General features: G+C 42.0%; 24 protein-coding genes and 1 pseudogene. 6 read left to right on the forward strand and 19 right to left on the reverse strand.

The window, feature by feature from the left end:
• Positions 1–15 precede the first annotated feature (15 nt).
• Genes KKZ03_RS17015 through rsmD form a run of 3 tightly spaced genes read left to right on the forward strand, consistent with a single transcriptional unit; the run spans position 16 to position 3,327 of the window.
• Positions 16–1,368, forward strand: a complete 1,353-nt coding sequence (locus KKZ03_RS17015) for a pitrilysin family protein (RefSeq protein ID WP_243217978.1) — start codon at positions 16–18, stop codon at positions 1,366–1,368.
• Positions 1,368–2,783, forward strand: a complete 1,416-nt coding sequence (locus tag KKZ03_RS17020; RefSeq protein ID WP_243217979.1) for a pitrilysin family protein — start codon at positions 1,368–1,370, stop codon at positions 2,781–2,783. Before KKZ03_RS17015 ends, KKZ03_RS17020 begins: the two co-directional genes overlap by 1 nt.
• Positions 2,773–3,327: a 16S rRNA (guanine(966)-N(2))-methyltransferase RsmD gene (gene rsmD / locus KKZ03_RS17025; protein ID WP_243217980.1), complete on the forward strand. Its 555-nt coding sequence runs from the start codon at positions 2,773–2,775 to the stop codon at positions 3,325–3,327. Before KKZ03_RS17020 ends, rsmD begins: the two co-directional genes overlap by 11 nt.
• Positions 3,328–3,644: 317 nt before the next feature.
• Here the strand turns inward: rsmD and KKZ03_RS17030 are convergent, their stop codons facing one another.
• Positions 3,645–3,935: a cupin domain-containing protein gene (locus KKZ03_RS17030; protein ID WP_243217981.1), complete on the reverse strand. Its 291-nt coding sequence runs from the start codon at positions 3,933–3,935 to the stop codon at positions 3,645–3,647.
• A 499-nt stretch (positions 3,936–4,434) separates the two neighbouring features.
• On the opposite strand from KKZ03_RS17030, the gene KKZ03_RS17035 reads away from it, so the two are divergent.
• The gene (locus KKZ03_RS17035; protein WP_243217982.1) at positions 4,435–4,677 is read left to right on the forward strand and encodes a DUF6868 family protein; all 243 of its coding nucleotides are present in this window, start codon (positions 4,435–4,437) and stop codon (positions 4,675–4,677) included.
• A gap of 103 nt (positions 4,678–4,780) precedes the next feature.
• On the opposite strand, the gene fae is transcribed toward KKZ03_RS17035, so the two are convergent.
• The 10 genes from fae to bioB form a co-directional block, all read right to left on the reverse strand.
• A complete protein-coding gene (gene fae / locus KKZ03_RS17040; protein ID WP_243217983.1) occupies positions 4,781–5,329 on the reverse strand; it encodes a formaldehyde-activating enzyme in 549 nt (182 codons plus the stop codon).
• Between the two features lie 350 nt (positions 5,330–5,679).
• A complete protein-coding gene (locus tag KKZ03_RS17045) occupies positions 5,680–6,024 on the reverse strand; it encodes a hypothetical protein (protein WP_243217984.1) in 345 nt (114 codons plus the stop codon).
• Between the two features lie 49 nt (positions 6,025–6,073).
• The gene (locus KKZ03_RS17050; protein ID WP_243217985.1) at positions 6,074–6,382 is read right to left on the reverse strand and encodes a hypothetical protein; all 309 of its coding nucleotides are present in this window, start codon (positions 6,380–6,382) and stop codon (positions 6,074–6,076) included.
• Positions 6,383–6,712: 330 nt separating this feature from the next.
• Entirely contained in the window at positions 6,713–8,011 is a 1,299-nt protein-coding gene (locus KKZ03_RS17055) for an Hsp70 family protein (protein WP_243217986.1), read from the reverse strand.
• Positions 8,012–8,162: 151 nt separating this feature from the next.
• On the reverse strand, positions 8,163–8,822 hold the full coding sequence (gene bioD, locus KKZ03_RS17060) for a dethiobiotin synthase (RefSeq protein WP_243217987.1): 660 nt from the start codon (positions 8,820–8,822) through the stop codon (positions 8,163–8,165).
• 4 nt (positions 8,823–8,826) lie between these two features.
• Positions 8,827–9,609, reverse strand: coding sequence for a malonyl-ACP O-methyltransferase BioC (gene bioC / locus KKZ03_RS17065; protein ID WP_243217988.1), 783 nt, complete (start codon positions 9,607–9,609; stop codon positions 8,827–8,829).
• A complete protein-coding gene (gene bioH / locus KKZ03_RS17070; protein ID WP_243217989.1) occupies positions 9,596–10,378 on the reverse strand; it encodes a pimeloyl-ACP methyl ester esterase BioH in 783 nt (260 codons plus the stop codon). Before bioH ends, bioC begins: the two co-directional genes overlap by 14 nt.
• A gap of 33 nt (positions 10,379–10,411) precedes the next feature.
• A complete protein-coding gene (locus tag KKZ03_RS17075) occupies positions 10,412–10,651 on the reverse strand; it encodes a hypothetical protein (protein ID WP_243217990.1) in 240 nt (79 codons plus the stop codon).
• Positions 10,652–10,674: 23 nt separating this feature from the next.
• Complete coding sequence (gene bioF, locus KKZ03_RS17080) at positions 10,675–11,865, reverse strand: 8-amino-7-oxononanoate synthase (RefSeq protein ID WP_243217991.1); 1,191 nt, start codon at positions 11,863–11,865, stop codon at positions 10,675–10,677.
• Positions 11,865–12,857 carry a biotin synthase BioB gene (gene bioB, locus KKZ03_RS17085; RefSeq protein ID WP_243217992.1) on the reverse strand — a complete coding sequence of 331 codons (993 nt, stop codon included), beginning with the start codon at positions 12,855–12,857 and terminating at the stop codon, positions 11,865–11,867. The genes bioF and bioB overlap by 1 nt, the downstream gene beginning before the upstream one ends.
• 69 nt (positions 12,858–12,926) lie before the next feature.
• On the opposite strand from bioB, the pseudogene KKZ03_RS22100 reads away from it, so the two are divergent.
• A pseudogene (locus tag KKZ03_RS22100) lies at positions 12,927–13,121 on the forward strand (double zinc ribbon domain-containing protein); the annotation flags it as partial.
• Between the two features lie 66 nt (positions 13,122–13,187).
• On the forward strand, positions 13,188–13,634 hold the full coding sequence (locus tag KKZ03_RS22105) for a ComF family protein (protein ID WP_371744922.1): 447 nt from the start codon (positions 13,188–13,190) through the stop codon (positions 13,632–13,634).
• Positions 13,635–13,745: 111 nt separating this feature from the next.
• Here the strand turns inward: KKZ03_RS22105 and waaA are convergent, their stop codons facing one another.
• The 8 genes from waaA to KKZ03_RS17130 form a co-directional block, all read right to left on the reverse strand.
• On the reverse strand, positions 13,746–15,005 hold the full coding sequence (gene waaA / locus KKZ03_RS17095) for a lipid IV(A) 3-deoxy-D-manno-octulosonic acid transferase (RefSeq protein WP_243217994.1): 1,260 nt from the start codon (positions 15,003–15,005) through the stop codon (positions 13,746–13,748).
• Between the two features lie 66 nt (positions 15,006–15,071).
• Entirely contained in the window at positions 15,072–15,521 is a 450-nt protein-coding gene (gene rplI, locus KKZ03_RS17100) for a 50S ribosomal protein L9 (RefSeq protein WP_243217995.1), read from the reverse strand.
• A 63-nt stretch (positions 15,522–15,584) separates the two neighbouring features.
• Complete coding sequence (locus KKZ03_RS17105; RefSeq protein WP_243217996.1) at positions 15,585–16,460, reverse strand: DUF2232 domain-containing protein; 876 nt, start codon at positions 16,458–16,460, stop codon at positions 15,585–15,587.
• Positions 16,461–16,478: 18 nt separating this feature from the next.
• Positions 16,479–16,706 (reverse strand): 30S ribosomal protein S18, encoded by a 228-nt coding sequence (gene rpsR / locus KKZ03_RS17110; RefSeq protein WP_243217997.1) that lies wholly within the window; start codon positions 16,704–16,706, stop codon positions 16,479–16,481.
• A 32-nt stretch (positions 16,707–16,738) separates the two neighbouring features.
• Positions 16,739–17,206: a 30S ribosomal protein S6 gene (rpsF, locus tag KKZ03_RS17115; RefSeq protein ID WP_243217998.1), complete on the reverse strand. Its 468-nt coding sequence runs from the start codon at positions 17,204–17,206 to the stop codon at positions 16,739–16,741.
• A 251-nt stretch (positions 17,207–17,457) separates the two neighbouring features.
• The gene (locus tag KKZ03_RS17120; RefSeq protein ID WP_243217999.1) at positions 17,458–18,603 is read right to left on the reverse strand and encodes a transposase; all 1,146 of its coding nucleotides are present in this window, start codon (positions 18,601–18,603) and stop codon (positions 17,458–17,460) included.
• A 276-nt stretch (positions 18,604–18,879) separates the two neighbouring features.
• Positions 18,880–19,611 (reverse strand): esterase family protein, encoded by a 732-nt coding sequence (locus KKZ03_RS17125; RefSeq protein WP_243218000.1) that lies wholly within the window; start codon positions 19,609–19,611, stop codon positions 18,880–18,882.
• Between the two features lie 23 nt (positions 19,612–19,634).
• A complete protein-coding gene (locus KKZ03_RS17130) occupies positions 19,635–20,597 on the reverse strand; it encodes an acetylxylan esterase (protein WP_243218001.1) in 963 nt (320 codons plus the stop codon).
• Between the last annotated feature and the right edge of the window lie 51 nt (positions 20,598–20,648).

The following is a 20,648-nucleotide window of genomic DNA, read 5'->3' on the forward strand; positions in this document are numbered from 1 at the left end:
TTTAAAGAGGGAGTTATGAATAATCGATTACTGTGTACAGTCTTAATGTGTCTGCCGGCGTTTGCCGGTAGCGCAGAAACAAAAGTATTTGAACACACACTGACCAATGGTCTAAAGGTTCTGGTAAAAGAAGATCATCGCTCACCGGTTGCCGTGTCTCAAGTATGGTACAAAGTGGGTTCCAGTTACGAACCTGGTGGTATTACCGGAATCTCGCACATGCTGGAACACATGATGTTTAAAGGCACAGACAAACACCCAGCAGGTGAATTTTCGCGCATTATTTCAGAAAACGGGGGTGATGAGAATGCCTTTACCGGCCAGGATTACACGGCTTATTTTCAAACCATGGAAGCGTCAAGACTGGCAGTAAGTTTTGAACTGGAAGCCGATAGAATGCGTAATTTGCATCTGCTGCCCGAAGAATTAAAAAAAGAACTACAAGTAGTCACTGAAGAGCGCAGAATGCGGACGGACGACAATCCGCAAGCAAAAATGCAGGAACAGTTTATGACTATGGCTTATTCCAATAGCCCGTATCAGCATCCTGTTATCGGTTGGCCGGCGGATATTGCCAATTACACCGTTGAAGACCTGCAAGCCTGGTATCAACTTTGGTATGCACCCAATAATGCCACTTTAGTTGTCGTGGGTGATGTTCAGCCCCAAGCGGTTTTTGATTTGGCAGAAAAATATTTTAGCGCACTTAAACCCAGTGATATTAAACCGCTAAAGCCACAAACAGAAATCGAACAACTGGGTGTTCGTAAGATGACCGTTAAAGTTCCTGCAAAGCTGCCTTCTATCATAATGGCTTATAAAGTGCCGACACTAAAAACGGCTACCAATGAATCGGAAGCCTATGCACTGGAAGTATTAGCCGGTGTACTTGATGGCGGTAGCAGTGCCCGCTTGACTTCAGCATTGGTGCGCGGCAAACAAATAGCCGTTGCGGCCGGTGCCGGCTATGGATTAACGTCAAGAATGTCCGATTTATTTGAACTGGAAGCGACACCCGCTGAAGGTAAAACAGTGATTGAGTTGGAAGTTGCGTTAAAGGATGAAATTAAAAAACTTCAACAAAACCTGATTAGTACAGAAGAATTAGCGCGTATTAAAGCACAGGTTTTAGCCAGTGATATTTACCAGAAGGATTCCAATTTTTATCAGGCTATGGAAATAGGCACCCTGGAAACAGTTGGTTTAGGCTGGCAAAAAGCGGATGAGTATGTTTCTAAAATCAATCAGGTAACTGCAGAACAAGTGCGTGAGGTTGCGCGAAAATACTTAATTGAAGATCATCTCAGTATCGCTTATCTGGAACCACAAACAATCAATTTAACGGCTGAAAAAAAGGGAGCTAAATAATGCACTTACACCTCTTAAGCGACGTAAATCCGGTTAACGATAGCGTAACCCAACACCTCGAGCATAAAAAAAACAGCATCCACAAAACCATAATCAGAGCTAAATTTCTTTGTTTTTTAAGTCTTGTCTTATTGTCATTTAGCCAATTAACCAGCGCTGCTGCAAAAATTGACCATTGGCAAACTCCGCAAGGTACGCGAGTTTATTATGTGCATACCGAAGGCCTGCCCATGGTCGATATACAGGTTGTTTTTGATGCCGGTAGTGCCAGAGACGCCCAGCAGTTTGGCTTGGCGGCTTTAACAGCAGGATTACTGGATACCGGCGCAGGAAAATGGAATGCCGATGACATTGCCCAACGCTTTGAAAGCGTTGGGGCCAAGTTTAGCGCCAGCAGTTCCATTGATACTGCCACCGTATCGTTACGCACTTTGACGGATAAACCTTTATTCGATAAAGCCTTGGAAACCATGCAAGTTATCTTGACCCAACCGGTTTTTAACGAGGCTGATTTTAAGCGAGAAAAAAACCGTACCCTGGCCGGTTTAAAACAACAGGAAGAATCACCTGGAGCATTGGCCAGCATCGCTTTCTATGATGTCCTTTATGGCAAGCACCCTTACGCCCATCCTGAATCCGGTGTTATTAAGACAGTAACCAGCCTTAAAAACACTGATCTAAAGCATTTTTATCAAAAATTTTATGTTCCTGAAAATGCAATAGTTGTCATTGTCGGGGATTTATCCAAACTGCAAGCAGAACAAACCGCAGAAAAGTTGCTGGCCGGATTACCTGCCGGAAAAAAACCGGACGCTTTACCGGATGTTGCAATGCCACTGAAATCGACACAGCAACATATTGAGTTTCCATCAACACAAACCCATGTTTTGGTGGGACTGCCTGGTACCTATCGTAAAGATCCCGATTATTTTAATCTATATGTGGGCAACCACATATTGGGCGGCAGTGGCCTGGTTTCCAAACTCTTTAATGAAGTACGCGAAAAGCGCGGCTTGGCTTATAGCGCATCCAGTGCTTTTATCCCCATGTTGAAACCGGGGCCTTTTTTGGTTAGCTTACAAACCCGTAATGATCAAACCACCCAAGCTTTGCAAGTACTCAATCAAACCTTGGCCGATTTTATTACCAAAGGCCCGAGTGAAGCCGAGCTGATTGCCGCAAAGAAAAACATTACTGGTGGTTTTGCCATGCGTTTTGATACCAATAAAGAACTGGCCAGCTATGTTGCCATGATTGGTTTTTATGAAATGCCCCTGGATTATTTGGATACCTTTCAACAAAAAACAGAAGCAGTAACTGTTGCCTCAATAACCGATGCCTTTAAACGTCGTGTTAATCTGCAATTACTACAAACCATAACAGTCGGCAAGGCAGAAGAAAAAAGTGTCAAATAAACTCAGAATTATAGGTGGTGACTGGCGCAGTCGCTGTATCACTTTTATCGATACGCCAGGATTAAGACCAACACCCGTAAGAGTTCGCGAAACCGTATTTAATTGGCTACGCAATGATATTATTGGTAGCCGCTGCCTGGATTTATATGCCGGGAGCGGCGCCTTGGGCTTTGAAGCAGCTTCCAGAGGGGCCAAGTCAGTCATTCAGATTGAAAATAATGCCTTAGCCTGTAAGGCCTTAAAAGACAACAGTATCCAACTTGCTGCCGAGCAGATAAAAGTCGTTCAATCCGATGTGTTACGTTATCTATCCGGCGAGACTGGCGTTTTTGATGTCGTCTTTATTGACCCGCCTTTTGCTATGGAACTCGCCATCCAAACCTGTCAATGGTTGGAAGAAAAAGGCTGGTTAAGTCAGCATGCAAAAATTTATGTTGAAACGGAAAGTACGCTAAAGCTTGAAGGACTACCCAAAAATTGGCAGCTACTGAAAAGTAAAGTGGCAGGAGAAGTGGGCTATCATTTGTTTGAAAGATTGGGATAAATAGTCTTGTCCATCAGCAATTCTATTCATAAGAGTTGCTGTATTTCCGGACAATAATTATGGCTTATTTTCAGATAATCAAACAAGTAACGACAAAATAACTTCTTCTTGACGCTAAATTTTACATCCGCTTTTGATGATTACAACAGTGAATTATTACGGCATCAACTTTCAGCAAAAAACGTATCGTTTAAAATTAACCTGACCATTATTGATTACTAAGTGTCAGGTTAAATTTACGCTATCAATTTTTATTCCGGATGACTTCTAAATTCGGCAAAATACCCTGAATGCTGTCGGCTAGTAAAATTTACCGACTAAACACCATTGGGATATGCGTAACTGTAATGCTTACGCAATGGCTTGATTACTTCCCATTGACTATCCAATCCCGCGTGGAATGATACCAAATCACCCGGTAGAATTCTTACCGGCTCGCCTCCAGCAGGTGTCACCAAAATTTCGCCTTCCAATATATAAGCGCATTCAGTTTCATCAAAATCGATTGGAAAGGTTGAAATTTCTTTTTCCCATATTTCCCAGTTGGATACACCCAGTTCATTTAAACGCTCATCACTAGGATTATGTTCTATGGTAATTTTACTCATGTTCTTCCTAAAAAATTAATATTGTTAAAGTGTTAAGTTGATATCCGGAAATTAATAGTCCTAAATGCCACAGGTTTTTTGTTCATTTTTAACGACTGCATAGATACATGAGCAACTGTCGGGTTATCAAAAATAGGCACATAACGGACTATGTAATTATTTTGACACCCCGGTAAATGAATAAAAACCCCAGCGATGTGGATATATTCTTCACAGGAAATCGCCCAAGTTGGCAATTTTAGCATCCTATCCAACTTTGTACCATTGAGTATCATGGCTGCCACCTACCGGGCACGATAACTGTGATATCACCAAATTAAAAGCAGCACAATTTATAAAGCTAATACTACTAACAGAATGCCCAAGCGATTTATGGCTATTGTGCAATAACAAGTCTGAATCAACAGTCCCATAGAGTTTATGAAAAAAACCTACAATTATTGTAATAATGCTCAACTATAATTGGCTATAGTAATTTTAAGGAAAACGATATACCGCGATGAATCCAAATACCATCAAAGAACTTTTGCTTTACAATCTCGCATTAAACTACACAACACTGATAATTTGGTTTAGCGTCTTCAGCCTTGCCCACGACTGGTTGTATCGCCTCCATAGCCGCTGGTTTAACATCTCGACTGAAACCTTTGATGCGCTCCACTATGCCAGTATGGCCCTTTACAAAATTGGGATTATCCTGCTGAATATAGCACCGCTTGTCGCACTCTGGTTGGTGTTTTAAAAAAACTCTCGCTCCAATTGTACAGAGCTCCAGACGGCTTCGCCGGTCAAGTCAACCTAAACGAATCATTATAATTCCCTTTAGGCTGACTCCGTTTGAGTATCTAAATTTTTCCATCCAGGCCCATCTGGAAATATTTATGGATAATTTTATCCTGATTTTCCAGCAACCAATCGATCCCCGGTTGATTGTTCATGGCCTTATGGATAGCGGTTGACATGGCTTTACGGTGAATATCGAAAAGGATTCTATGATCCAGATTATCATCAGTCGCTACACTGGGATTTAGCCAGACCGAGACGATAATACCTAAATCGTTGGCCTTTTCTTTAGGAATATCTCCGGCACGGACGGCATCCAAAACACCATTGGCAATTGCAGCTTGTACCGTGCCCATTAAAATGTTCGTGTAGCGGCTATTTTTAACAGTGACTTTACTAACCATCAAGGTTACCGGCCTGACCTGAATATCGGTATTTAAAATGGCAAATACCCGTGTATGACCACTAACTTGACCTGCCGTCATGGTGGCAATTGCTGTGCCCACAGGCCCGTCAAGCGCCCCAATAATAATTTCAGGTTCGGCTGCTGTTCCGGGTGGCCCACCAGCAACCAACGCTTCTCCTGTGCGCATAATAATTCTCTCGTTCATTAATTTTTCCTCTTAAAGTAATAATGGTTTGACTCAAATATATAATGCCATCGTGTAAGATGACAATACTATATTACAACCTGATGCTCTGATGATTTTTCACTGATGTTACACAGGCCTTAACTTTTGTTATTTAGTATAAGCTATCTGATTGGCTTTAATCACGGTGCGATTAAAATTTTTCGAACCGGGAAATAGTTTCTGCCTGCATACCACGACATCCTATCTTATCGATTTTATGCGCTGCATACAGGTAAATATATTGGAATGAGAGAATTTTATTTTTGATATTTTATTATCGATTTAAAAACCAAAACACTGACTTTGGTAAAATCAAGATTTTCACCTGCTTACCAATTACCATGTCTGCCATGATCTTCAATAAATTTACTGGCTCCTGTTACTTCGCTGGTTATTTCAAAGCAAAACATTGCATTATGATCATTGGTTGACTCAAATTGATCAACCTCAACTTCAAATTCAGTCGCTTCATTGATTAAATCACCTGCCTCATCATATTCGGCATTAACCCCATAGCAATCACCATAAACACCCATAATAAGGTTGTCATATACAGTTAAATATCGATCATCCTCTGACAGATAATCCTTATCAGGCGTCCATAAAGCAAATGGGGCCTCGTGCAGTTTCGCAAAGTTTTTGGCTATTACTATTTTTTGACTATCATTATTCATTTTTTTTTTACCGTTAAATATTTATAAATGGACAAGTACCGTCAGGCTTTTATTTTGAGCCTGACTCTTTTAATTTTGTGATCACTGCTTGTGGTTCTTGACCAATCATTGTCAGCAGTTGTGACAGATCTCCAGAAGCTTGTACTACCAATTGTGGCCCCTGTATTTTTTCTTGTGTCCAGTCTACTATTTCACCTGAACCCCAAGACACTCCTGATGCGAGTATAAACACCAGTATGCTGGGTGTCATACCTTTGGCCAAACCACGCTTTTCCAGATAACCCTGTAGATATCTGGCTGCTATAAAGAACACAAGGGTAGAGATAATAAGGTTCCAAAAGGAGGGTAGCGTAAACATAAGCAGATTTTCTCTTGAGTTTAATTGAGAAGTTATTTTTCAATGGCCTTATTAAATACTGTATCAAGCATTAAGGCGATTTCCTGCGAAGAACATACCCAATTCGCTGGTCTTTTTATTTATTTTCTGCGTTGTCAAAATAGTTACGTAGCCAGCTACGCGACTATTTTTCCGCCTCGGTAACTGCTTCTGCGTTGCTCTAGCTCCTGCATCCTTGCAGTCGTTGAAAATAAACAAAAATCCTGCGCCACTTGGGTATACTAATTTTTGGATATTGCCTAAAAATTGATCTTGCCAGTACTTAACAAATATGTGTGGTTGTTGATTGAGTCAATTACTCCCCAAATAGTACCGACTTGCATCACAAGCCAAACCAAAACCCACGCTGGATAAACGGTTCCCATCGGAAATTTCGGCCATTGGAAATAATCGACGGGTGATTTGTTGAATGATCGGAATGGCTGTACCACCGCCGGTAAGTATAACGAGAGCAACCTCATCTGTTTTAACACCCGCCATCACCACACATTCATTAATGATTTCCTGAAGATTCTCGATGCTCGCACAGAGACTCTCTTCAAATTGTGTCCGATTACTATACACTTGCAAACCTGCTTCAATAAAAGCCAGATCAGCAATTGCTTGCTCGTTTGAGCTAAGCTGAATCTTGGTTTCTTCAATGAGAGACATCAATATGTGCCCCTGTTCTTCCTCAACAATTGATAACAGCCTGTTGGTAAGGGCTTTGTCGGTTGACTGGCTGATTAACGCGCTTAAATCCCTTTTATATTTTCGCGTATACATGTATTGAATTTTACTCAACTCTGACAAATCAAAAAAAGGTGTTATTGGAAAAGTCAGACCTTTTGAACCCCATAAAGAACCCATGCCCAATAATGGCATAAAAGATTTCAGGCTCAATGCCCGATCAAAATCATTACCACCAATCCTTACTCCGGCATTAGCCAAAATATCCTCTTGGCGCTCAGGCTTTTTGATATAACGCCCGGATAAACGCATTATCGTAAAGTCCGAGGTACCCCCACCAATATCCATAACAATAGCTAAGCGCTCTTTATCGCCCATCGTTAATTCATGAGCGAATGCAGCGGCAATTGGCTCATATTGAAAGCGAATATTTTTAAAACCGGCCGATGTAAATATGGCTTCAAGTTGACCTTCTGCCTCCTTATCCGCCTTATCATTGCCATTGACAAAATGAACGGGTCTTCCTGCAACAACGTTACTGATTTCTCTGCCTGCAAATAACTCGGCTTTATTTTTTATATCCTCAATAAAATAGCCGATAATGGACTCAAATTTTGTTTTTCTTCCGCCGATGATAGTTCCTTCATTCATTAAAGAAGTTCCAAGCACCCGCTTAAAACTTCTCATGAAGCGGCCATCTTCTCTTGCGACATAGGCGTTGATTGCTTTGCGGCCAAAAAGAACACTGTTAGTTTCTGCCGGAAAAAAAATTGTCGACGGTATCGTTAAATGTTCTTCCTCTACTGGAACCAGTGTTATTGGATGATGACTACCAGTAGCAATGGCAACTGTTGTGTTAGACGTTCCAAAATCGATTCCACAGGCAATTTCATTGTTGCCATGCATTTTTCGTGTAGTCATACCAAGTTTTATTGTAAATAGAGCCACTGATATTTATGATCAGTAATCCGGGGTTGGGCTAAACCGGGAATTACCACGGCAATATATTTTCCCGTCTGATAACGGCCAGGATAATCCAAAGCTCAAAATGAGCAGAACACTAAGAAATTTTTTACAACGCCAATTTACTCGCCAACAAATCAAAATCAGCGCTTTCCAACCAAGGCAACATACCCAGCAAAGGAACGTCCAAAGCGGTTACAATGGTGTCTATGTTTTCATTAAGCTTTAACATGTGAGGGTCTACACATACGGCAATCCACCCAGCACAGGGCACACCCGAGTGTTGTATTGCTAAATAAGTTAATTTTGCATGATTGATACAACCCAATTTGATGCCAACCACCAGTATAATCGGCAATGCAAGCGCTTTTGCCAAATCGCTAATATCTTCGTGATCATTCAACGGCGCATACCAACCTCCGGCACCTTCGACCACTACGATTTCAACTAATTCTTTCAGAACAGTAAAATACTCGACAATACTGGCCAGCTTGACAGGATTAGTTGTGCCTGCAATATGCGGCGAAACAGGTAATTCGTATGCGTAGGGATTGATCAAGTCATAGTCAATCTTGAATGATGCATTTTCCTGTATCAACAAGGCATCTTCATTTTTCAATTTTCCATTCTGCATAGAGCAACCTGCTGCGACTGGTTTCATACCAACAACGGTTTTTCCTTGCTGCTTAAAATAACGCATCAGCGCAATAGTCGCCCAGGTTTTTCCGGCATTGGTATCGGTACCGGTTATAAAATAGCCTTGTTCCATAATGTTACACCTTGGCGATAACGCTAATAACTTCAAAAGTCGCTGAAATCTGACCACTGACTTTATATTTTTCGTAAGCTAAAATCATCTGCTGCATTGCTGTTTTTGTGGTTATTTTTTTATTGCGACCGGCAATCACGTGCTGTGCGCCCAAGCATTTTAACTCTTGCATTAACATCCAAACAGAATCATAAGGAGATATATAAAGCTTACTTTTAAACTGACTATTTTTAAATCCCGCTTGCTGAAGAAACAGCTTTAACTGTGCTTCGCTGTAAAAAGTATTAACGTGATTGTAGTTATCAACAGTAGCCCACGCACTTTTCAGCTCCTGTAGTGTTTGTGGGCCAAATGTCGAAAAAACAAGCTGACCTTCCGGTTTTAATACCCGTTTAATATCAGTAAAAACTACCTCCAAATTTCGACACCATTGCAAGGCAAGGTTTGAATAAACACCATCAATACTTTTCTCGGCAAGAGGCAAGTGCTCTGCATCTGCACAGATATAGTTAACGCGGTATTTATCAGACAACTTGCCTTGCGTTGTTTGCAACATCGATAAAGCAATATCCAGAGCAATAACAGTTTCATAGTTCGAATGTACTAATAACTCACCGGTTAAAAACCCCGTACCGCACCCCAAGTCCAACAAGGTATCAGTCAGCTTGGTTGCATCAATGGCATGGAGTAATTCTCTACCTACGGTACGCTGCAATCCGGCGACACTGTCATAAGTTAATGAAGCGGCTGAAAATGATTGTTTAATTCTGACTTTATCCAGGATCATTATGCCTATCCAAAAAACAGGAAATAATGGTTAATACCTCTTCGGGATGTGACAAAAACGGGACATGCCCTGCTCTATCAATGATATTAATTGCTATTTTAGGCGCTAACGCTTGCATATTTTGACCTACACTGATGGGTACTAACGTATCCCTGCCACCTAATATCACAGAAACCGGCACCGTTATGTCAGATAAAGCTTGCCGTAAATCGGCATGTTTTAATATCTGCAAACCACCTTGCAAAGTTTCTTTATCAGGTGCATTGCACTCCATGACTGCTGATTTAAGCGCTTTCAACAAGATTTTGTAATCCGGTAAGTTACTCACTTGCAGGGATAAAAAGCGTAGCAAAGTCGCTTGACAACTTTCATTCAACTGCCCGGCAAAGGCCTCTAACAAACTAACATTCATGCCCGACCACTGCCCTGTTTGGGTAAACAAAGGATTTCCTGCCAATAAAACCAGAGAATTAACACGCTCGGGAAAACGGTTGGCTATATCCAGCACTACCGTCGTACCCAACGACCAACCCAACCAACAACTACTTTCATCAGATACGGCATTAACCAGCGCTTCACTGATCTGCTCCAGTGCAAATGAATCAATATTTTCACTGTATCCATGCCCCGGCAAATCAACGCAGGTCACTTGATAATTTTTTGCTAACTGTTGGGCAAAATGTCGCCAAATGCCACTATGCATAGCCCAGCCATGAACCAGCACCACGGGTTTGCCTTTACCAAAAGTTTGTTGATGAATTTTAGTCATTCGTTTTTGCACAAAAATAGTGAACCATTTGGCTCATAAAACGATGTCGGTCGAGGATTGCAAACCCCAACCAGTACGTTTAAAAACGTCAATGACTTTCAAAATACGGCTCATGGATTTCCAAGCTTCGTCACGCTTTAGCTTTAAATTATCAACTTGGCAATGAAAAACCCCTGTTCTTCTTCGTACCCTTCGTGTCTCGGCAACTGCTCCTGCGTCTCTTAAGGAGCCTACTATTGGTGCTCTAGTTCCTGCATCCATGCAGTCATTCATGGTGAAAAGTTTTTGGCTTATTTTCACTTTCTCGTTGCCTTAACCAACGTATCCAGCAACTGGTCAACCTGACATTCTTCATGCAATGCCGAAAACGTTACCCGTAAGCGCGCACTCCCTTTTGGCACTGTGGGCGGTCTGATTGCACTGACTAAAAAACCGGCATTCAACAAGTCATTACTGATATCTACAGCTCGTTGACTCGCGCCAATGATAATCGGTTGGATTGCGGAAGTGATATGGTCTTTACTTTTAGCATCAAGAGGATTTACCAAAGACAAACCTGCCTGCCCTGCCCCCAGCCTAAAACGATCCGCCAGCTTTTTAAGCTTATCTCTGCGCCAATTATCTGCAATAACGATTTTTAAACTGGCCCGCGTAGCTTCTGCGACTGCTGCAGGTAATGCCGTGGTATAAATATAGGTACGGGCTTTCTGGATCAAGGTTTCAATTAATGCGTCAGAACCCGCTATGAATGCGCCAAAAGTGCCAAAGCCTTTACCCAGCGTCCCCATTAACACGGGTACATCTTTCTGGTTAAGCCCGTAATATTCCAAAAGCCCACCACCATGTTCACCGATTACGCCCAGTCCATGCGCATCATCAACCATTAACCACGCAGCACTGGCTTTTGCGGTGACAGATAATGCTGTCAAGGGCGCAAAATCACCGTCCATACTGAATACGCCATCAGTAACGATCAATTTATTACCTGTTGATTTTTTAAGCTGAATCGTAAGATTTTCAACATCCGCATGGGCATAGCGTTTAAACCTTGCACCCGAGATCAAACCACCATCCAGCAAAGAAGCATGATTTAAACGATCTTCAAACACCGCATCACTTCGGCCTAACAACGCCGACATTACGCCCATATTGGCCATGTAACCGGTAGAAAACAATAAGGCCCGATCACGACCGGTGAAGGCCGCCAACTCTTCTTCAAGTGCGTGATGAGCGGCACTATGCCCACAGATTAAATGTGCGGAACCACTGCCAACGCCGTAGTGATCAACGGCATTTTTAAAAGCGCTAACTACCTCAGGATGATTTGCCAGACCTAAATAATCATTACTGCAAAAATTGACGACATTGCGGCCGTCGATTTGAAGATTAACACCTTGAGGCGAAGCGATAATGCGTCGGGAACGATACAAACCTGCGTCAGCAATAGCTTCCAGATTACCCGGTAACTGTGAAAATGCAATTGTCATCAGGCGTAACTTGAACCGCCTGAATAAATACCCAAGCGGTCAAATAACGCCAAATCGTGGTTAGTCATTGGATTGTCGGTTGTCAATAATTTATCACCGTAAAAAATAGAATTTGCACCCGCAAAAAAACATAAAGCCTGCATTTCATCGCTCATTTTGCTGCGACCCGCTGACAAACGCACCCGTGATTTGGGCATCATAATTCTGGCAACCGCCAATGTTCTGATAAAAACAAGTGGATCCAAAACTTCCGTACCCATTAACGGCGTACCTTCAACCTGAACCAACATATTAACCGGCACACTTTCAGGGTGCTTGGGCATGTTGGCCAACTGGATTAACAAATTAGAGCGATCAACATCACTTTCACCCATACCAACAATACCACCACAACACACGTTAATACCGGCATCTCTAACCCGCGCCAAAGTATCCAGACGATCCTGATAGGTTCTTGTCGTAATGACTTCAGAATAATACTCTTCAGAAGTATCCAGATTATGATTGTAATAATCCAAACCACCTTCTTTTAACCGGAGTGTTTGGGCATCGGTCAGCATTCCCAAGGTAACACAGGTTTCCATGCCCAGTGCTTTGACACCCTGAACCATCTCTATCACCCGTTCAACATCTTTGTCTTTTGGTTTACGCCAGGCCGCGCCCATACAAAAACGTGAAGCACCTTGATCCTTGGCTTGCTTGGCGGCTTTTAAAACGGCATCAACCGGCATTAGTGCCTCGGGCGTTAAACCTGAATCATAACGCGCACTTTGCGGACAATAACCACAATCTTCTGAACACGAACCGGTTTTAATACTCAATAAGCTACTAATTTGAACTTCATTAGGATCAAAATGCTCTCTATGGACGATTTGAGCCTGAAAAAGCAAATCATTAAAAGGCAAAGCATAAAGTGCTTGCACTTCATCCAGTTGCCAATCATGACGAATGGCCAGTGAAACGTGACGGTTAATGGCGGGGTTTTCAGGCATTCGGTTATCTCCGGCTACAGTAATAAATTATGAGTAACAAGCAATGACATCACTCGTCAACCTGTTGAAATGAAAAGTGTACACAACTGGATTAATATTATACAGGATTACCTACTTCCGCCTACCTGCATCTTGTGTGGCAATACCGGATCAAATGGCCTCGATTTATGTAATTCGTGTTACCAGCGCTTACTTAGAAATAATCAGTGCTGTTATCGATGTGCAGAAATTTTTGAAACGCCAATAACTTCGCCTGTGCTTTGTGGACGCTGTCTAAGTTCAAATCCAGCCTTTGATGAAACTTACGCACCCTTTATCTATCAAGGCGAAATGCGTCACCTGATTACCTCATTAAAGTTTGGTGCACACTACAAAAACGCACGTTTACTGGGCCTGTTACTGGCTGAACACCTGAAACAAACAACGCAAAGACCTGATTTAATACTACCTGTTCCACTGCATAAAATCCGTTACCAACAACGGGGCTTTAACCAGGCTATCGAAATTGCGAAAACAGTTGCCAAAGAATTAAAAATTCCTTTAGACCTGAATAGCTGCATCAAACATCGTGACACGCCACATCAAACCGCTTTAACTGCAAAACAACGCCGTAAAAACATCAAAAATGCTTTCTCCATTATCAATCCTATTCATGCCCAACATATCGCCATCCTTGATGACGTAATGACTACCGGATCAACTGCCCATGAGTTGGCTTATCTATTAAAAAAAGCAGGAGTCGATCAGGTGGATGTTTGGGTGTGCGCTCGAGCTTGATTTAGAGTAGAAATTAATAACTACTTCTTATTTTTTGAGCTAAAAATACTGACAAAATAAGCACTACTATTGTTAGTCAAAATGTTTGATTGTCGGGCTTTCAAGATATATTTAAATAACCTGATTAAGCATTGCATAAATTCTGGCAATTGCCCCCTGATTCTGACGCACAAATAGTAATCCTTTTTCGGCTAATGCCGCTCTGTACGCTGGCTGCTCATATAATGCCAACATGGCATTGACAACATCCTCTTTATTTTGGCATTGAATGGCAGCCTTACCACTTAATACTCCGCGTACTATCTCTTTAAAATTGGTCATATAAGGGCCAAACATTACAGGAATGCCCACAGCAGAGGCCTCCAGAATATTATGACCGCCGGTAGGCACCATGCTACCGCCGACAAAAGCAACATCTGCAGCCGCATACAGAATTTTTAATTCACCCATGGTATCAGCCAGATAAACATCAGTTTCTGTATTTATGATGTTACCTGACGTGCGCATGACTACCGCTAGTTGTAATTGTTCACACAGCTTTTCAACATCAGCAAAACGTTCGGGATGTCTTGGCGCTATCACCAGTAATAATTCAGGAATTTTTTGCTTGATTTCTTTATAAATCTCCAAAAACAAAGCTTCCTCGTCTTTATGGGTACTGGCAATCAACCAAACAAATCGTCCACCAAACAAATCGTTTTTTACCTGTAAACCCTGAATAATAATTGATTGTGGAATTTCAACATCAAATTTTATATTGCCTAACATGCTAACTTTATCACTGTCCGCACCAATAGCAATAAACCGGCTTGCATCATCTATTGTTTGTGTTGCAATACCTTTAACCTGAGCTAAAGCCGAATGAACCAACGAGGGGATTTTTTGATAACCACGAGATGACTTTTCTGATAATCGGGCATTAATAATATATAAGGGGATATTATTTTTGCCGCAAGACATAAATAGATTTGGCCAGATTTCCGTTTCCATAATAACCGCCAACTTAGGCTTAAAACAGCGTATAAACCGATTGACTGCGCCAGGGATGTCATAAGGAAGGTAAACATGTGCCACTGTTTCCTGCATTACCTCAGTAACCCGAGCAGATCCTGTCGGTGTAGTGGTGGTAATTAACAACTTGACATCTGGATGTTGCCTTTGTATATGTCGAACCAGGGGGAATAAAGCCTCAGCTTCGCCTACGGAGACAGCGTGAAACCAGATAACATCTTGAGGGAATTTTTTATTATATAAAGCAAAGCGTTCACGCCATCGACATCGATAGGCAGGTGCTTTTATACCACGCCAGAGCAGACGTAAAAGTATGAAGGGAATTAACAGGTAAAAAAAACAAGAATAAATAATTCGCATGGTAAAAAGGTGTAGACATCAGATTAAAAACCAACACCTACACCTTTCGCTTTACATTTTTAAAAACTATGATTCAGCAACAACTTTTATACTCAGTGTTACGATAACATCAGAATGTAAATTAATATCAATATCATAATCACCAATAAGGCGAATCGCTCCATGCGGCAAACGAATTTGATGTTTTCCGACAGCAATACCTGCTGCAGTAATAGCATCAGCAATATTATTAGTCCCTATGGAACCAAATAATCTGCCTTCGTCACCCGCTTTATGGGCAATTACAACTTGCAGCTTGCCTAATTCATTACCTAATTTTTGAGCAGCACTCAGCTTTTCAGCAGCGGCTTTTTCAAGATCGGCACGACGTGCTTCAAATTCGGCAATTTTCTTAACTGTTGCAGGAACAGCTTTACCTTGTGGAACAAGATAGTTTCTTCCGTAACCTGATTTAATAGTGACTTTGTCACCCAAGCTACCCAAGTTTGCTATCTTTTCAAGAAGAATGACTTCCATCTTTAAATCCTTACCTTTCGGTTTTTAACCAATTATTTATACGCCGTCAGGCGTGTGTGTATTCTATTTTCTTTTTCGTAAGTTCAACCACGGGTCACTCAAACCAATCAAGGCAACAAGCAACATGATATGAGGTATTAGAAACAACGTTATATAGAGCATAGGCACCATATACCGGCCTAGCTTCATCTTTGAAAACACGGTATGTAATACAGCGGTTCCACTGACTGTGTATAACACAAAAAGCAGGATACTGACATTCCATGCTATTTCAGATATTGCTCCAGAGCTGGCTAATGCAATGACTATAACCGCAACACTGCCTATTGACAGCCTTGGCTTGGTTTCCAAAGACAAAAACTCTTCCTTGAAACCACCTGGATTATAGAGATTTGCCTGCCACCATCGACCTAAAAACAAGCCAAACAGCAAGCCAAATACTGAACCGGCAGCAACCACTCCAGTCATGTAATGCACAAGAATATCAATTGTACGTTGAATATCTGTAACGGGTGCATCGGCCGGGATCATTTGCGAAAGAACGGCTTTCCACATCAACGCTGGATCTGCGGCAGTAAGGTAAAAACCTATAACACCAACTATGCCAATCAATATCGCAATTTCAACCGCCAGAGATAAATACTGCCCTTCTCTCAAGACGATTGAAATTAACCAAACCGGCAACCATAGAACCATTACATAAAGCAAAGCAAACTGATAGTTACCTAGTACCAGAAACCCTAATAATCCGGCTGCCACACTTGAGCATGCCAAAACATAGAAGCCTTCGAATGCACCTCGTCTTAAGGTAACGAGAGCAACAGTGGCTGAACTTACAACACTTACAGGGGGCATCATTAGTGACAATAAGGCGAGAGAAGAAGCGACTAACATAGCCTGCATTCTGCCACGCATAATATATTTCGCTAAAAAATTCACAGCCCCTCCGATATGATGTTATTTGTGTGCGTCGCAGAACGGCAGCAAGGCAATAAAACGAGCACGTTTAATTGCAACACATAGCTGTCTTTGATACTTGGCGCTGGTTCCTGTAATTCGGCTAGGAACAATTTTGCCGGTTTCAGTAATATAATCACTTAATAAATCCAGATCTTTATAATCAATCTGTGTTCCGCCTTCTGAACTAAATCGGCAGAATTTTTTGCGTCTAATGTTACGTGCCATGATAATTTCCGTAATCCAATAAGTTAAAAGTGTTATTCAGGAGCTGTTTCGTCAGCATCAGCCTCATCAGAATCGTCATCTTCTGAAGCTTCGTCTTCAATATCGCCTGCTACAGGAACTGCAACTGCTTCTCTGGCAGCGGCATCTTTAGCTCTTGATTCAGCTGCTTTATTTTCTTCCGCTGTTGATGTGGCAATAGTAGAAGTTTCAGTGACGGCTGCTTTTTGCAATAAAGTCATACTACGCAAAATAGCATCATTGAAACGAAAGCCACTTTCTAATTCTTCCAGCGTAGCCTGATCACACTCAACATTCATCAGCACATAATGGGCTTTATGAATTTTTTTAATTGGATAAGCCAGATGTCTACGACCCCAGTCTTCCAAACGGTGAATAGTACCGGATGTAGCTTCAATGGTTGACTTATAACGTTCAATCATTGCTGGAACCTGAGCGCTTTGGTCAGGATGGACTAAAAAGACAATTTCATAATGTCGCATTATTTTTCCTTTCGGTTAAGCCTCCCCTCTCTGTCTTAAAAAGAAGGTAAAGCAAGGAGGAGCGGAATGCTCCGTACAGCCCAGCATTATAAAGCTTTTTTCTGTTATTGGAAAATACTATTACTCGATAAGCTAACTAATAAGAAAATCCTGCCTGTCTAAAAACCTAAAAACTAATTTTTACTACCTGTTTTGTCATACTAACCACCATAATTAATTGGCTGGTAGTCACTAACAATACTTCGGATAGTTTACGCAGCGATAGCCCCATAGTTACAGAGGGCTGCAAAGCCTTGGCTAGATTTTATGGCAGTAAAGTCGATCCCTAAGTGGCAAGAAAACCTTTCCAATAAATGCGCATTGAATTTACGGGTCTTCCAACTGGCGATAGAAATGACGTTGCGGCCCGCACCTTCCAAAGCTTGCTGCCGGTCTTCCAGACGCAGCAGATTCAGTGCGGCCAGTGAAGCATTGAAATGGAAGTCCAGCTTTGCTTCGGAAGTCCCTTGGCAATCGCATAGTCCAGTGTATTGCTTGGCATCGCGGAACACGAATTCAATCTGAAATCTTGCCTTGTAATAGCGCAGAATGTCCATGGTGGCACAGTCAATGTCAGTGCAGAATAATAATGCGGTATAGGTTTTGCCTTTTTCTTCCCGCACGATATAGACAATCCGCAGATTACGTTTGAACGTCGGCGAATTGACGATAGCGGTATAGACGTGCTGGCCATCGATTTCTCCGGCCAGTTCAAAGCGTGATAAATCATCAAAACACACTTTGCCTGCAAACTTGCGAGGTCGACCTTTGGCTTTTTGTTCACCGGTATATAACCAGCGCAGATCGGCATCATGCCGTAACTTACTGGTCACGTGCAAGCCATGTTCTACCACGCCATTAATAAACTTGGTCTTGGCGTAAAAGCTGTCGGCGACCAGATAACGGATTTTCCCCAACAGTCCCTTGGTATCCCGTTTGACGTGATCAAGGTAGCTATCTACCCGGGTGATCCGGGTTTCTTTGGGCGTTTTCTCGGCTTTGCTCTTCGGGGTCTTCTCGACATCTTGAGCCACCTTGGTTTCGCTATTTACGGTCGACTCTTTGACGACTTCAGCTACCTTCGGTGCTTTGGGCAAAGCGGGCGTTTGATAAGCCGACAGCGTATAGGCTGTGTTGTGTGTCACATCCACCAAGGCCAGCAGTGAAATTTCCAGTCCGCGTTCCGCTTGTCCCTGTGAACCGTTCCAAAACCAGTCCAGGCCGTAACTGCTGCGACCGCTTCTGGGTAAAAAGCTGGCATCAATTGCTGATATCCATTCACCCCTATTCGTTAAATCTTTAAATCTTTCAAGCTCAGCAAATTGAAGGTAACAAAATCGAACGAGCGACGAAACCATCTCGAAAAGGTTTTTTCATTCAGAGCACTATAACGGCCAAGGTTTCGGAAATTTACCCGTCCCGGCAGATAAGTCAGGGTTGTTAGCAAGATGAACATAAACTTACGCTGCGGTTTTGCTACACTGGACATTTGCTGAAAAATGGGTTCTATTAAGTTCATGGAGGCCTTTGGCGTGTTGAGTTGTTATCGTCGTTGATTACAACTTCACATACTGAAGGCTTCCAGACTATTTTTTAATCAAATCAAAACTGTCTGAAGTATTGCACTAAAATATTTAAATATAAAGCACTGCCATACGTCGCCAATAATAACCACTATGTGCCCTATCATCCCAAACCACTAACTGATGATTAATACTTTTTTGCCATAATGTTGAACTTAACTGTTCATTATTCTGCAAAAACGGATCTTCTTTACCAATAACCAGAGTGATATCCATTTCCCTTAATTTGCCCAAGCGCCACGAACATTCCAGATTAGGCAAAAAATGACTGGGCGTATGAAAATAAATATCTTCGTTATAAAAACCATCAAAAAGATCGTTAAAAAACTCTACATTCAGCGTAAGATCATAGCGACCAGAAAAGGCAACCAATTTTTGAAAAAACTGAGGATACCGAAAAACGATATTAGCGGCATGAAAGGCACCCAGACTTAAGCCATGAGAAATCACACAATCATGCGGATTCTTGCTGTGCATAAAAGGTAACACTTCGTTCAAAATATATTCTTCAAAGTCTATATGCCGCTTAATACGGCCGGAAGGGTGCGCCCATTCACAGTAGAAACTTTCCGCATCAACACTATCAATACAATAAAGCTGTATCCAGCCTTGTTCTATCTTGTGCCTTAAAGACGCGACCATCCCCAAGTTTTCATACTCGTAAAATCGTCCAATGCGCGAAGGAAAAACCAATACTTTGGCGCCGGCATGACCAAATACCAGCAACTCCATATCACGCTGCAAGCCATCACTCCACCACTTGTGATATTCGCGGTTCATCATATCTCTCCAATGCTTATGTCAATTTAGTCTTCGCCAAGCGGTGCAAAAAAAGCATCGAGTTGATTAATGAGTTCGTATTCTTGCTGTACCTGATTAGAGTAGTTATGATGCCCTGCCTCCAAAATGAACAATTGTTTTTGCTCCGGCAATGCGTTGTATATTGCAAACTGTCCGGGCGGAGCAACACAAGGATCAAATTTTGCGCAGGCACAATGCATGGGTATAGTGATTCGTTTTGCTGCCAAAGCTGCATCGTAATAGCGTAAAACGTTAAGTGTCTGTTTTTTATGCGTACAATAATATTGCTGAACGCTATGTGCACTGCCATTGGAAGCAAGTCTTAATCGTAAAGGATGATGACCAAAAGAGGGTACATTAAGATGACCTCTGCTAATACGAGACTCCCACGCTAACGCCAAAGCGCCAATACCGCCGCCAAAACTAATACCCAAATAACCCAAGCGTCCTGCCAAATTTGGAAACAAGGACAACATAGCAGTAACTGCCAGCCATACATCTTCTACACACCCCCCCAGAATATAACGATCCTTTTGGTTAATGTTATGCAGGACATGCCAACAGGGTTCGGAAGAAATCGATGGTTGGGCACTGAGCCCCAAGCCACGAGAACAGGGAAACAACAAGGCCGCATCCTTAAAGGGCAAATGATAATCAGGCCCATCGCGTCCGCCATAGCCGTGTCCGACGATAAATCCACGCTTAATAACGCCAGAAGTTGGCACCATTAACCAACCTCGAACAGGAAAATTATCGGTAGAAATGTAACTGATCCCAAATACACGCCAGCCTTGACTGTCTTCACTAATAATCTTTGTCTGTGGCTGCGGATTAATAGTTAATGCTTTTTGATAGCGTTGCTGCCAAAAACTATCAAAGTCTTTCGGCTCTTTCGGCGGTTTTACCTCCAGCAACTGGTCAAGCGAATATCCATAAGTCGGGTCAAAATCATATTCAATTGTATTCATAACGCATTTATTGTTGCTTGATATTAATGTAGCCCTCAAAAATTCTGCTAC

The organism is Methylobacter sp. S3L5C (genome assembly GCF_022788635.1).
GTDB lineage: Bacteria > Pseudomonadota > Gammaproteobacteria > Methylococcales > Methylomonadaceae > Methylobacter_C.